At 73.4% G+C, this 13,393-nt stretch carries 13 protein-coding genes and 1 tRNA gene; 7 read left to right on the top strand and 7 right to left on the bottom strand.

Going from position 1 to position 13,393, the window contains the following annotated elements; all coding sequences use genetic code 11:
- Positions 1 to 4: 4 nt before the first annotated feature.
- The 6 genes from ASD18_RS00485 to ASD18_RS00460 all read right to left on the bottom strand — a co-directional run bounded on the left by ASD18_RS00485 (position 5) and on the right by ASD18_RS00460 (position 7,970).
- Positions 5 to 1,267: a DUF4032 domain-containing protein gene (locus ASD18_RS00485; protein ID WP_056085708.1), complete on the bottom strand. Its 1,263-nt coding sequence runs from the start codon at positions 1,265 to 1,267 to the stop codon at positions 5 to 7.
- 87 nt (positions 1,268 to 1,354) lie between these two features.
- The gene (locus tag ASD18_RS00480; protein WP_056085707.1) at positions 1,355 to 2,482 is read right to left on the bottom strand and encodes an ABC transporter ATP-binding protein; all 1,128 of its coding nucleotides are present in this window, start codon (positions 2,480 to 2,482) and stop codon (positions 1,355 to 1,357) included.
- Positions 2,483 to 2,653: 171 nt separating this feature from the next.
- Positions 2,654 to 4,135, bottom strand: coding sequence for a PQQ-binding-like beta-propeller repeat protein (locus tag ASD18_RS00475; RefSeq protein ID WP_056085706.1), 1,482 nt, complete (start codon positions 4,133 to 4,135; stop codon positions 2,654 to 2,656).
- Between the two features lie 3 nt (positions 4,136 to 4,138).
- Positions 4,139 to 5,701, bottom strand: coding sequence for a PQQ-binding-like beta-propeller repeat protein (locus tag ASD18_RS00470; RefSeq protein WP_156387819.1), 1,563 nt, complete (start codon positions 5,699 to 5,701; stop codon positions 4,139 to 4,141).
- A 54-nt stretch (positions 5,702 to 5,755) separates the two neighbouring features.
- On the bottom strand, positions 5,756 to 6,529 hold the full coding sequence (gene otsB, locus ASD18_RS00465; protein WP_056085704.1) for a trehalose-phosphatase: 774 nt from the start codon (positions 6,527 to 6,529) through the stop codon (positions 5,756 to 5,758).
- A complete protein-coding gene (locus ASD18_RS00460) occupies positions 6,522 to 7,970 on the bottom strand; it encodes a trehalose-6-phosphate synthase (RefSeq protein WP_056085703.1) in 1,449 nt (482 codons plus the stop codon). The genes otsB and ASD18_RS00460 overlap by 8 nt, the downstream gene beginning before the upstream one ends.
- A gap of 96 nt (positions 7,971 to 8,066) precedes the next feature.
- Between ASD18_RS00460 and ASD18_RS00455 the strand changes: the two genes are divergently transcribed.
- From ASD18_RS00455 to ASD18_RS00430, 7 genes are all read left to right on the top strand, one after another.
- Positions 8,067 to 9,770, top strand: a complete 1,704-nt coding sequence (locus ASD18_RS00455; RefSeq protein ID WP_056085702.1) for a serine/threonine-protein kinase — start codon at positions 8,067 to 8,069, stop codon at positions 9,768 to 9,770.
- Positions 9,771 to 9,856: 86 nt separating this feature from the next.
- Positions 9,857 to 10,027 (top strand): hypothetical protein, encoded by a 171-nt coding sequence (locus ASD18_RS20915; RefSeq protein WP_156387817.1) that lies wholly within the window; start codon positions 9,857 to 9,859, stop codon positions 10,025 to 10,027.
- Positions 10,024 to 10,440, top strand: coding sequence for a hypothetical protein (locus ASD18_RS00450; protein WP_056085701.1), 417 nt, complete (start codon positions 10,024 to 10,026; stop codon positions 10,438 to 10,440). Before ASD18_RS20915 ends, ASD18_RS00450 begins: the two co-directional genes overlap by 4 nt.
- A 41-nt stretch (positions 10,441 to 10,481) precedes the next feature.
- Complete coding sequence (locus ASD18_RS00445; RefSeq protein ID WP_056085700.1) at positions 10,482 to 10,979, top strand: hypothetical protein; 498 nt, start codon at positions 10,482 to 10,484, stop codon at positions 10,977 to 10,979.
- A 43-nt stretch (positions 10,980 to 11,022) separates the two neighbouring features.
- On the top strand, positions 11,023 to 11,928 hold the full coding sequence (locus tag ASD18_RS00440) for a thioredoxin domain-containing protein (RefSeq protein WP_056085699.1): 906 nt from the start codon (positions 11,023 to 11,025) through the stop codon (positions 11,926 to 11,928).
- A gap of 54 nt (positions 11,929 to 11,982) precedes the next feature.
- Positions 11,983 to 12,059, top strand: a tRNA-Thr gene (locus ASD18_RS00435).
- Between the two features lie 63 nt (positions 12,060 to 12,122).
- Positions 12,123 to 12,392, top strand: a complete 270-nt coding sequence (locus tag ASD18_RS00430; protein WP_156387815.1) for a hypothetical protein — start codon at positions 12,123 to 12,125, stop codon at positions 12,390 to 12,392.
- A 9-nt stretch (positions 12,393 to 12,401) separates the two neighbouring features.
- Here ASD18_RS00430 and ASD18_RS00425 read toward each other — a convergent pair whose 3' ends face one another.
- Entirely contained in the window at positions 12,402 to 13,328 is a 927-nt protein-coding gene (locus ASD18_RS00425) for an exopolyphosphatase (protein WP_056085697.1), read from the bottom strand.
- Between the last annotated feature and the right edge of the window lie 65 nt (positions 13,329 to 13,393).

Here is a 13,393-nt window from a genome sequence, read left to right as displayed (position 1 = left end):
CGCGTCAGCCGATGAGCTGGTCGCCCTCCGGGATCTCGCCCGCCTGCACGCCGAGGATCGCCTGCTCGTCGGGGCGCGTCGGCAGGATGTTCTTCACGTAGCTCTTCGCCGCGTTCTTCATCGCGACGTCCCGGCCCTGCTGCTCCGACAGGTACCAGCGGTGGTCGAGCAGCTCGTGGTAGATCTGCGCGGGCTCCAGCTTGCCGCGCAGGTCCCGCGGCACGCTGCGGACGGCCGGCTCGAAGATCTCGGTCAGCCAGTCGTGCGCCACGAACGACTCGTCGTCCCGCTGGCGGTCGGTGGCGGCGCGGAACTCGTCGAGGTCGTTGAGCAGGCGGCGCGCCTGGTTCTCCTGCACGTCGAGCCCGGTGAGCCGCATGAGCCGGCGGGAGTGGTGCCCGGCGTCGACGACCTTGGGCTGGATGCGCACGCTGGTGCCGTCGACGTCCGTGGTGATGTCGAGCTCGCCCACGTCGAAGCCGAGGTCGTTGAGCCGGTCGATGCGGGCCTGCACGCGCCAGCGGTCGCCGAACGTGAAGGACTCCGACTCGGTCAGCGCGCGCCAGAGCTCGCCGTACCGCTCCGCCAGGGCGTCCCCGATGGCGACGGCGTCGACGTCCTCCTCGAGGAACTCGCCGGCCTGCAGGTCCATGAGCTCGCCGATGATGTTCACGCGGGCGACCTCGAGGTCGTAGCCGCGCTGCCCGTCGGACAGCTTGTCGTGCAGGTCTCCCGTCTCGGCGTCCACCAGGTACGCGGCGAACGTCTCGGCGTCGCGGCGGAACAGGGTGTTCGACAGCGAGACGTCGCCCCAGTAGAAGCCGACCAGGTGCAGCCGGACCAGGAGCACGGCGAGCGCGTCGATGAGCCGGGTGGCGGTGTCGGGGCGCAGCGACTGGCTGAACAGCGCGCGGTACGGCAGCGAGAACGACAGGTGCTTGGTGATGAGCACGGCCTCGAGCCGCTCGCCGTTGACGTCGCTGCGTCCGGTGATGACTCCGACGGGCTCGACGCTGGGCACGTCCAGGCGGCGCAGCTGGCGCAGCAGCTCGTACTCGCGGTAGGCCACGGTCTCGCCGATCTCCTTGACCGCGACCACGCGGCCGGACATCTTGGCGAACCGCACGATGTGCCGGGAGATGCCGCGGGGCAGCGCGGCGAGCGTCTCGGCCGGCCACTCCTCCAGCGGGATGTGCCACGGCAGGTCGAGGAGGGCGGGGTCGGGCGAGGCCGCGGTGATCTGCAGGCGCTGCGGCGTCGGGCTCATGGTCCGATCCTCTCAGAGAACGCCCACAGCACATGCGACAGGGCGGCCCCGGCCGAAGCCGGGACCGCCCTGTCGGGACTGCTCAGATCAGACGGCGATCCGCTCGCCCGAGCCCGCGTGGAACAGGTGCTGCTCGTTGTCGCGGATGCGGATGTAGATCGTCTCGCCCTTGGCGGGCACCTGGCGGGGGTCGACGCGCACGATGACCTGCGCGTCGCCGGCACCGGAGTGCACCGCGTCCGCGCGGCCGAACTCGTTGGTGAGCGAGCCGTACACGAACGCGTCGGAGCCGAGCTCCTCGACGATGTTCACGATGACCGGGATGCCGTCCGGGGTGCCCTCGGGCACGACGTCCAGAGACTCGGGACGGAAGCCGACCGTGACGTGGTTGCGGTCGTCCTCGGTGAACTGGCCGATGACCGAGCGCGGCACGGCGACGCGGGCGCGGCCCAGGTTGGCGACGCCGTCGAGCACGGGGAACGTGCCGATGTTCATGGCGGGCGAGCCGATGAAGCCGGCGACGAACACGTTGGCCGGGGTGTCGTACATGTCGCGCGGGGTGCCGACCTGCTGCAGCAGGCCGTCCTTGAGGACCGCGATGCGGTCACCCATGGTCAGGGCCTCGGTCTGGTCGTGCGTGACGTAGACGGTGGTGACACCGAGACGACGCTGCAGCGACGCGATCTGCGTACGGGTCTGGACGCGGAGCTTGGCGTCGAGGTTCGACAGCGGCTCGTCCATGAGGAACACCTGCGGCGAACGCACGATGGCGCGGCCCATGGCGACGCGCTGACGCTGGCCACCCGAGAGGGCCTTCGGCTTGCGGTCGAGGTACTGGGAGAGGTCGAGGATCTTGGCAGCCTCCTCGACGCGCTGACGGATCTCCGCCTTCGGGGTGCCGGCGATCTTGAGCGCGAAGCCCATGTTGTCGGCGACCGTCATGTGCGGGTACAGCGCGTAGTTCTGGAAGACCATCGCGATGTCGCGGTCCTTCGGCTGGACGTCCGTGACGTCGCGGTCGCCGATGAGGATGCGGCCCGAGTTGACGTCCTCGAGGCCCGCGAGCATGCGGAGCGACGTGGACTTGCCACAACCGGAGGGGCCGACGAGGACGAGGAACTCGCCGTCCTCGATGTGCAGGTCGAGCGAGTCGACAGCGGGGCGCTCAGTGCCCGGGTAGACCCGGGAGGCCTTGTCGAAAGTGACCGTTGCCATGGCTGATCAATCCCTTCACCGGCAGGTACGTGCCGGACGATCCGTAGTGAAGAGTGTCAAGAGTGTCCTCGATGACACGGGCACCGGAAGGAGCGTCGTCCTTCGGTGACCCGGGGTCATCATGCCATACCGGTGTGGACCGTCCACACCGCGCAGTGACACGCACCACGTTCAGCCCAGCACGATCCCCGACCCGTCACGGAACCGGACCAGCAGGCGGCCGGCGTAGTCGGCGACCTGGTCGATGCCGGCCGGATCGCCCGGAGTCAGCCGGTTCAGGTCGACGCTGAGAGCCAGGCGACCGTCCGCGAGCTCGAGCCCGTGCAGCGTGCGGTCGGGGGTGACGACGACCACCAGCGACCCGTCCGTGCCCAGGTAGGCCGGTACGGCGCCCACGGGCACGGACCACCGGACCTCGCCGGATCGGGCGTCCCGCGCGACCACGTCGGCGCCCTGCGCGACGTGCACCACGCCGTCGACGAGCAGCGGTTCGCCTCGGACGCCGTCCGCGCGCCAGAGCTCGTCGCCCGTGACGGCGTCGCGAGCCACGAGGGCCACGCCGTCCCAGCCGCCGTCGTCCCCGGTGAGCAGGACGACCCCGGGCGCGGTGCCGTCGTCCACGGACAGCCGGGCGGGCAGCTCGCCCACCGCGACGCGCGCCCCCGCAGCGGTGACCAGGACGCCCGCGGGCACCGCGAAGTTCTGCCAGGGCATCCAGACCAGCGTGCCGGAGCGGCCCAGCTCCGCCCAGCCGTCGGTCGCGACCGTGACGTCGCCCCGAGGCGACCCGTCGGCGCCGAACAGCCAGGCGTGCCCGCTGTCGGTCAGGAGCACCCGGTCGTCGTCCGCGGCGAGAGCCGGCTCGGAGCGGAACACGTCGTCGCCGATCCGTACCTCGTGGACCTGCGGCACCACGGGCGTGCTGCTCCGCCACTGCACCGACCCCGTCGTGGGGTCGGTCGCGGTGAGCGTCCAACGCACGCCACCGCGCCCGTCCTCCGCAGGCGTGGCGCGCACCAGGAGACTGTCGGTCGCCGCCCAGAGGGTCCCGGCCGGCACGGTGGGTGTCGCGAGGACCGAGCCGGTGGCCGGGTCCAGCACTGCGAGCGGGGTCGCCGCACCCCCGGACGCGACAGGGGAGACCTCGGCGGCGCAGACCGCCAGCGGTGCGTCGTCCGACCGCACGACGGTGCAGCGGACCCAGACGGAGGGGAACTCGGAGCGACCGCCCGGCGGGAGCGCCGCGTCGAGCGAGAACGGCGCGGACCACCGCTGGTCGCCGGTGTCGGGGTCGGTGCCGCGCAGGGTCACTCCGCCCGGGTGGTAGTCGGCGCCGACCGCCCAGCCACCTGCGCTGTCGCCCGCCACGAGAGTGCCGACGCCGGGCGCCCACCGCCACAGCACCCCGGGTGGGTCCGCGAGGGCGCGCAGGACGCCGGGCACCTCCGCGAGGTACCGCAGCCGTGCGCGCTCCCGGGCGTCCAGCCACGACTGCACGCCGAGCAGGACCAGCACGAGGGCGACGACCGTCGCGGTCACCCGGGCCGCGGGGAACCGCCGGCTGCGGTCACCGCCGTCAGGGGCACGGAGCCCGTCGAGCTCGTCGAGCTCGACGGGTGCGAGGTGCGCGGCATGCCCGACCGGCGCGCTCATCGCTCACCCGAGGACGGCGACCGAGCCGCTGTCCATCCACACGTACAGCCGGGGGTCGTGCCAGCCCGACCGGAAGCCCTGCACGAAGACGGTCGACCGGTCCCCGGCCACCTCCTCGGACAGGTCGGTGCTCCACGCCAGCTCCCCATTGCGCAGCGAGTACGCCTCCAGCGTCACGCCCAGCCCGGGGACCAGCAGGTACGTGCCGTCGGTCGACAGCTGGTGCGCCAGGCGCTCGAGCGGGGTCCGCCACAGCACCTCGCCGGTCGCGGCGTCGAGCGCGCGCAGGGAGTCGCTGGTGGCCACGTAGAGCGTCCCGTCCAGCATCAGGGCGGCGACGATGGTCCCCGGCAGGTGCCAGAGGCGCTCGCCCGTGGTCGCGGAGCGGCCGCTGAGCCCGTCGGTCCCGTGCCCGCCCTCGCCCACGGTGAGCACCACGCCCGGCGCGGAGCCGTCGTCGACCGCGAGCCAGCCCGCCGCCTCGTCGACAGGGATCTCGGTCCCGTCCTCCAGCAGCAGGGTGCCCTGGTAGAGGTCCGACGACGTCCAGGTGCTCTTGATGAACACCCCCGCCCGGGCCGGCTGCAGCCACGACGCGGGCTCGAGCGGCACGTCCTGCACCAGCTCCCCGCCGGAGGTGAGGACCCAGGCGTGGTTGTCGACACCGACCACGATCCGGTTGTCGTACGTCTGCAGCGAGGCCACGGTCGTCCCGGACAGCCCTTCCGGGCCGTCGTCCCGGCTGACGACGTCGGTGGGCGGGGAGGTCCAGGTCCAGCGGGTGTCGCCGCTGACGAGGTCGGTGGCCGTGACCGCCCAGCGGACCGCGGCGCCGTCGTCGGTCGCCCTCGTGGCCAGCACCATCGCGTCGTCCGTGAACGCCAGCCCCGAGCCGCCGTCCACCACGCGCTCGGCCAGCAGGCTGCCGTCCTGCGGGTCGAGGATCCAGACCGACGACGGGGGGATGCCCTGCACACCCTCCCCGTACTGCTGCGAGACGCACGCCGCCACGTGCGCGCCCTCGTGGCGGACCGCGCTGCAGGCGATCCAGAGCTCGGGCGAGGCGCTCGTGGGTGTCGGCTGGGGCGTGGGCAGGTCCACCGGGGTGGCCCAGGCGACGACCCCGGTGTCCGGGTCGAGCCCGACGACCGAGGGGGCGCCGTCGGCGGCCTGGATCCCGCCGACGAGCACGCCGTCGACCATCGCCCCCGACTGCAGCGCGGCTGCCAGCTGGGGGTCCGCACGCCAGATCACGCCGATCGACGCGTCGGCCGGCGGCACGACGCCGGGGATGGCCGCGAGCGCGGCGAGGCGCGCGGCCTCGCGGCGGTCGATGACGAGCTGGGTGACCAGGAGAGTCGCGGCGAGGACGGCGGCGGTCGGCACGAGCGACCGGGCGTGGCGCCGCAGCCAGGTCCGGGCGGCCACCACCTCGTCGGGCCGCTGAGAGGGGGCGGCCTCGTCGAGCGTGACGTCGACACGCCGCCCCGGCACCCCGGCCGCGGACGACCGCACGGGCTCGTCCACGGTCTCGACGAGCTCGACCTGGTGCATCCGGCCGGGCATGTTTCGCACGCTACGCCTCGGTCGTGCGGCCGACCACAGGCCGTCGGCGGCTGCTCAGAGCCCGTCGGCGAGGACCGCGAGGGAGGCCACCAGCGCGTCCGGGCCGTCGACGCGGAAGCGCGCCGCCGTCTCCCCGGTTCCCACCTTCACGGTGAGGTCGTCGTCGCGGAGCGCCTCGAAAGCGTGCTCGTCGGTGACGTCGTCGCCGGCGTACAGGACCACCGGCGCCCCGAGCTCGTCGCGCAGCGCGGTGAGGGCTTCGCCCTTGCTCGCGCGCAGCACGGAGATCTCGACGACGTCCTTGCCGTGCAGGACCCCGGAGCCGAGCCGCTCCCCGAGCGCGATCGCCTCCTCCTCGGCCGGGCGGGCCACGGAGTCCTCGGCGAGCCGGGTGTGCACGACGACCGCGGTCGGCTTGGTCTCCACCCAGACGCCGTCCCGGCCCCGGGTGATCCGGGCGGCCTCCGCGCCGAGCGACGCCAGCCGGTCCGCCTGCTCGTCGGTCAGCCGGACGACGTCGCGGTCGAGGCCGAACGTCGTCACCCGCGCCCGCTCCGCGCCGTGGCTCCCGATGAGGAACGTCCCGGGCGGCACCTGGGCCAGCGTGTGCAGGTCGTGCATCGCGCGGCCGGACACCAGCGCGAGCGCCACGCCGGGCGTCCCGGCCAGCCGTTCGAGCGCGTCGATGCCGTCGGGCAGGATCCGGGACGCGGACGGGTCGTCCTGCAGCGGGGCCAGCGTGCCGTCGAAGTCGAGGGCGACCAGCAGCGGGCGGCGCGACGAGTCAGCCGCGAGGGCGCCGAGCGCGGCGGTGAGGTCCTCAGCCACGGCTGGCTCGCACGGGCACCGCGTTCAGGGCGGCCAGGAAGTCCTCGGACCAGGCCACCACGTCGTGCCCGAGCACGCGGCGGCGCAGGCGGCGCATCCGCTTGCGGGACTCGCGGCCGTCCATGTGCACGGCGTACGTGATCGCGTCCTTCATCCCGTCGATGTCGTGCGGATTCACCAGCACCGCTCCTGTCAGCTCGTCGGCGGCGCCCGTGAACTCGGAGAGCACCAGCGCGCCGCGGTCGTCGGACCTCGCGGCGACGTACTCCTTGGCGACCAGGTTCATGCCGTCGCGCAGCGCGGTGACCAGCATGACGTCGGCCGCCAGGTACAGCGCCGCCATCTCCTCCATGGGGAACGACTGGTGCAGGTACTGCACCGGGGCGTGACCCACCTGCCCGTAGTCGCCGTTGATGCGGCCGACCAGCAGCTCGACGTCGTCGCGCAGCGTCTGGTAGGCGCCCACGTTCTCCCGGCTCGGGCTGGCCACCTGCACCAGCGTGGTGCTCTGCGGGGACAGGCGCTCCTCGGAGAGCAGCTCGCCGTAGGCCTTGATCCGGTGCCGGATGCCCTTGGTGTAGTCGAGCCGGTCGACGCCCAGCAGCAGGTACTCGGGGTCGCCCAGCTCGCGGCGGATCTGCAGCGCGCGCTCGCGGACGGCGTCGGTGCGCGCCAGCTCGTCGAACGCGTGCGAGTCGATCGAGATGGGGAAGGCGGCGGCGCGCACGTGCCGACCCGGCCCGGTGTGCCCGTCGGGCTCCGCCAGGGTGACCATCTGCCCACGCGTCGTGAGGTCCGTGAGCCGACGCACGGTGCGGACGAAGTTCGCGGCGTCACCGGCCCGCTGGAACCCCACGAGGTCCGCCCCGAGCAGCCCCTCGATCACCTGCACGCGCCACGGCAGCTGCGCGAAGAGCTCCAAGGGCGGGAACGGGATGTGGTGGAAGTACCCGATGCGCAGGTCCGGCCGCAGCGCCCGCAGCAGCTGGGGGACCAGCTGGAGCTGGTAGTCGTGCACCCAGACCGTGGCGCCCTCGGCAGCCTGCGCAGCGGCGGCCTCCGCGAAGCGCTGGTTGACCTTCCGGTAGGAGTCCCACCACTGCCGGTGGAACGCCGGCGGTTCGATGACGTCGTGGTAGAGCGGCCACAGGGTGTCGTTGGAGAAGCCCTCGTAGAACTTCTCCAGGTCGTCCTCGGAGAGCACCACCGGGATCAGCTCGGTGCCGTCGACGTCGAACGGCTCGAGCTCCAGGTCGGGTGACCCGCCCCAGCCCACCCAGGCGCCGGACGTGGTCGCCATCACGGGAGCGAGCGCGGTCACCAGGCCGCCGGGGGAGCGCGTCCAGGTGGGTTCACCGTCGTCGTCGAGACTCACGTCCACGGGCAGCCGGTTGGCGACGACGACGAAGTCGTAGCCGTGCGCGGGCGCGTCGGTAGGCACCAGATCAACTCCTCGGGTCTGCGTCCGACCCTATCTGTGCTGGTCGGACCGCGCGTTGCCGGGCGGGGTGGCGAGGGCTCCGGCTACGGTGCGGGGATGGAGCGGATGGGGCTGGAGCCCGGGACGGAGATCGGCGGATACACCGTCGTCGCTCCCCTGGGCTCGGGCGGCATGGGGACGGTCTACCGCGCGGTCGACGGCGGCGGCGACGCGGTCGCGCTCAAGATGCTGCACCCGCACATCGGGTCCGACGCCGTCGCGCGGGACCGGCTGCGCCGCGAGGTGCACGCGCTGCAGAAGCTCCGGCACCCGGGCGTCGCCGCGATCCTCGACGCGGAGGCCGACTCGACCGAGGCGTTCCTGGTCACCGAGCTGGTGACCGGCGACAACCTCGAGGAGCACGTGCGCGAGCGCGGCACGCTGGACGCCGAGCAGCTGCTGGACCTGGCCGAGGGGCTGCGCGACGCCCTCGTGGCGGTGCACGGCGCCGGCGTGGTGCACCGCGACCTCAAGCCGTCGAACGTCATCGTCGGGGACGACGGACCGGTGCTGATCGACTTCGGCATCGCCCAGGCCGCGGACGACTCCAAGCTCACCGCCGAGGGCATGGTCCTCGGCACGCCGGGCTACCTCGCGCCCGAGCTGCTGGACGGCGACGAGCCCGACGAGGCCTCCGACTTCTGGGGCTGGGCGGCGATCCTGGCGTTCGCGGCCACCGGTCGGGACCCCTTCGGTACCCGCCCGCTGGAGGCCGTGCTCGCGCGGGCCCGCTCGGGGGACGTCGACCTCGCCGGGCTCGGGCCGCTGACCACCGCGGCGCTGCGGCGCGCGCTCGCACCGGTCGCGGCCGACCGCACGTCCCCGGACGACGTGCTCGCCGCGCTCACGGTGGTCGTCGCGGAGGGCGAGTCGATCGCCGACGAGACCGACACCGCGGTGCTCGTCGCCGACGACCTCGTCGGCACCACCGTCCTGGCACCCGAGCCGGCCACCGTGGCTGTCGCCGCGAGCGCCGTGCCTCCCGCGGTCGCCAACGACGGGCACACCCGCGCGTTCGACCCGACCGCCCTCGAGCCCGTCGGGGCTGACGAGGAGTGGGACGAGGACCCCGAGGACCCCGACGGGGTCGACTGGATCAACGACGACCTCGACGCGTCCGAGGAGCCCGAGCCCGAGGGCTCCGGCTACGAGCGCCCGCCCGCCCGCCGCCGCTGGGGCACGCTGCTGGCGGCCGCGCTGCTGCTGGGGTCGGCCGGTGCCCTGTACCCGGGCGTGACGCTCATCGTGTTCGCGGTGCTGGTGGTGGTCGTGCGGACCGTCGGGTCCACCGTCGAGGCCATGTACGGGCGCCGGGAGCGCGCCGGGGTGCGCCGCTCCGACCGGGCCGTCGCCGCCGCCACCCTGCCGTGGCACCTGCTGCGCTCGCTCGTCGGGCTGATCCCGTCGCTCGTCGTGGGGGCCAGCGTCGTCGTCATCCTGCTCGGACTGTCCTGGTGGCTGATCGGCGACGGCCGCTGGGTGATCGGCGACTCGCCCTCCGGGCAGGAGCCGCAGGGCCTGACCGCGGCGATCCTCGTCGGCTCGATCGTCCTGATCGGCGCGGCCGTCGTCTGGTGGGGTCCGCTGTCGCTGATGACCCGCATCGGCGCCCGCCGGGTGCTCGCCGTCGTGGCGCCGGGCCGCACCGGCGCGCTGGTCGCCACCGTGGTCCTGCTGGCGGCCTCCGCGGTGTTCCTCGCCCAGATCTTCAGCGGCAGCGAGATCACGTGGGCCCCGCTGCCCACCCCCGTCCTGCCCTGAGCCGTCTCGCCATGCGGGACCCTTCTGGCGCGCCGTCGCGTCACCCTCTTGGGTGAAGGCTCGGCGGTCAGGGGAGGAGCTCAGGCATGTCGCTGGAGGCAGAGGTCGACGTCGTCACCGGGCGGCGCAGCAACGGCGACCTGGTCCGGTTCGACCACCGCACGGGATCGCTCGGCGTCTACCGCGGCGACGTGATCGTGGCGTACTTCCGTCCCGACGAGGGCTACGAGTACTTCCTGCGCGAGATCGCCAAGTGACCTCGTTCGACGACGCCTTCACCGCGGTGGTCCGCGCCCGTGGCGTGTGGCGCGACGACACCCCGGCCTCGGTGCTCGAGCGCTGGTCCAGCTTCGTCGCCGAGTGCGAGCACGGCTACCGGGGCGACGAGTTCGCCTACGCCAACGAGGCGATGTCCCGCACCACGCTCCAGGCGGCGCTGACCGACCCGTCGCTGGCCGACCGTCCCGAGCTGGCACTCCTGCGGCGCCGGGTCGAGGCGGTCGACGCCCGGTTCCGTCCGCTGCTGGTCGAGCACGCGTTCCCGCGGATCGACCCCGACGAGTGGTGGCTGCGGGGGATCGTGCGGCGCGCCGGTGGGCGCCTGGCGCAGGACTGGAAGCGGTCGTTCGGGTTCGACATCGAGGTGGTCCGGCGGCCGCGTCCGTCGTGACGAGGCCCGGATCCTCAGCCGCGCCCCCTACGCTGTGCCGCATGACCGCGCGACGAGGGCCGCACCGCGCCGTCGCGCGCCTGTCGCTCGTGTGCGCGGTCGTCTTCGCCGGGCTGGCCGCCGCGGTCGCCGCCGAGGGTCGCGTGCTGCTGCACGACTGCGTGAGCGCCGGGGGAGTCCTCGGCCCGCTCGGGCTGCGCCTGTCCGTGCTCCGCGACGCCGCGGACTGCCCGGAGGGCGCCTACGGCCTGGGCACGATGTCGCAGGGCGCCGTCGTGCTGCTCAGCGTGGCGGTCCCCGTCGCGGCCCTGTACCTCCTGCTCACCGCGTGCGGCGTCGGGCTGTCCGCCCTGCTGGTCCGCGCGGCCCAGCAGGTCCGCCAGCTCGTCGGCCGTGCCCTGCGGGGCGGCCTGCGCGGCGCCCGACCGCTGCCCGTGGCGGTCCGGGTGCGCACGGTGCTCCAGCCCGTGGTGCCGGCGTGGACCGACCGGGTGCTCGTCGGAAGCATCGCCAGGCGGGGTCCACCCGCGGTGGCCTGACCCCCACCCACCCGCTGTCCCCCCCGTCCCACCAGGAGCACCCATGCCCACCAACGACCCCAAGCCCACCAAGGCGGTGCGGCGCGACGAGGCTCGCCTCAAGGCCGCGCAGATGCGCAAGGAGCAGGAGAAGAAGGCCAAGCGGAACCGGATCCTCGCGATCACCGGCCTCGCCGTCGCCGTCGTCGCGCTCGTCGCCGTCGCGTTCACGATCGTCAACCAGAACAAGGCCAACGAGGCCGCCAACTCCGACGTCGTCTACGGCCAGGGTGCCGAGAACGTCGTCGCACCCCTGCTCACCGACGTGACCTCACCGGCCCCGGCCAACGACAAGGGCGGCATCCCGGTCAGCGGCCCTGCCGCCGAGGACGTCGGGACCGTCGGCGACGACACCGTCGACCTGACCGTCTACTTCGACTACATGTGCCCTTACTGCGGGCAGTTCGACACCACGAACTCGGCCGACATGGAAGCCATGCTCGAGGAGGGTGGCGTGACCATCACGTACCACCCGATCTCGATCCTCGACCGGCTGTCCGCGGGCAGCTCGTACTCGACCCGCACGGCGAACGCGACCGCGATCGTCGCCGACCAGTCCCCGGAGCACCTCACCGCGTTCGTCACGGCCCTCTTCGAGGACCAGCCGGCGGAGGGCACCTCGGGTCGCTCCGACGCCGAGATCGCCGAGGTGGCTGAGTCCGTCGGTGTCCCGGCGGAGGTCACCGCGACGTTCACCGACACGGTGGACGGCACGTTCGCCACCCAGGACGAGGACGCGGTCGACGGCACGTGGCGGACGTTCGCCCCGTGGGTCGCCGCGGCGACCAACCAGGCCGGTCTCGACCTGCCGCAGCTGTCCACCCCTGCCGTGCTGATCAACGGCACCGCGTTCAACGAGTGGCAGACCCCGGGCGCCCTGAAGCAGGCGGTCGACGCCGCCAAGTCCTGACCCTCGGACGACCGGGCGCTCCCGCGGGGGCGCCCGGTTATCCTGGGCGCGCCCGCCTCCTTAGCTCAGTCGGCCAGAGCACCTGTCTTGTAAACAGGGGGTCATCGGTTCGAATCCGATAGGGGGCTCCATCGCCACGCCGCGGTCGTCCCGCGGTCGCCGGCCGTTCACCTGCACCGAGCACGATCGTCCCCATGCGCGTGGAACGAGCACGGTCCACCTCCCGGGCGATGTCGATCGCCGAGCCCGTCTACGTCGTCGAGTTCTGGACGAGCAGGGACGACGGCGAGCAGTGGCGGCTGCTGGACGCCGAGGACGTCGACGACGTCGTCGACTGGGCACGACGCCGGCAGCAGGGCCGCGTCCTGGCCGTGAGCGTCGAGCACCACGACGAGTACGGGACGTCCGTGCTGCGGCTGCTCGGACCTGCCCGCGCCGTGGGCGGGTCCCTGCGCTCGGCGTGACCGGCGGCGTCAGGACAGTCGCTCGAGGTACTGCAGGATCAGGCCCTCCCGCAGGGCCCAGGGCGACACCTCGAGCTCGTCGACGCCGAACGCCCGCATGGTCTCGGAGAGCACGATCCCGCCCGCCACGATCTGGAACGTCCGGTCGGCTGTGATGCCCGGGAGGGCCGGTCGCGAGTCGGCGGGGAGGCGGGCGAGGCGCGGGACCCAGTCGTCGAGGCCGGACCGACGCAGCAGCCGCCGGTCCTGTGGCCCGACCCCGTCCGCGAGCGAGCCCGCCAGCCGGGCCAGCGAGCGGATCGTCTTGGACGACCCGACCACGTGCGCCGGGTCGGGGCGGCCGGCGAAGTTCACGCGGGCCTCGGCCAGCTGCGCGCGGACGTGCGTGCGCAGGGCGGCGAGCTGGTCGGCCGTCGGGGGGTCGTCGTGCAGGAAGGACACCGTCGAGCGACCGGCCCCCAGCGGCAGGGAGAGGGCCACGTCCGGGTCCTCGCTGCCCCCGGCGGCCAGCTCCAGCGAGCCACCTCCGATGTCGAGCAGCAGGATCTCGCCCGCCGACCAGCCGAACCACCGCCGCACCGCCAGGAACGTCGAGCGCGCCTCGTCGTCGCCGGTGAGCACCTGCAGGCGGACACCCGTCGTGGACTCCACCAGGTCGAGCACCTCGGGACCGTTGCCGGCCTCGCGCAGGGCCGACGTCGCGAACGGCAGAAGCTCGTCGATCCCGGCCGTGGCACCCGCGGCGACGGCCGCGGCGACCGCGTCGACGACCGCGCGGACACCCTCGGGGCTGATGGACCCGGACGGCTCCAGGTAGCGCATGAGCCGCAGCACGGACCGGTGCGACGACTGCGCGACCGGTGGGCCGCCGCGGTGGGCGTCGACCACGAGCAGGTGCACGGTGTTCGATCCGACGTCCAGCACTCCGAGTCGCATGGGTCGCACGTTACGGGCGCGAGCGCACCCGGTGCAGTCACACGAGGTTCATACCGTGGTCATCC

Source organism: Cellulomonas sp. Root137 (genome assembly GCF_001426725.1).
Lineage (GTDB): Bacteria > Actinomycetota > Actinomycetes > Actinomycetales > Cellulomonadaceae > Cellulomonas.
Note: the sequence above shows the minus strand (reverse complement) of the source record. Positions and strands in the feature narration are given on the sequence as shown.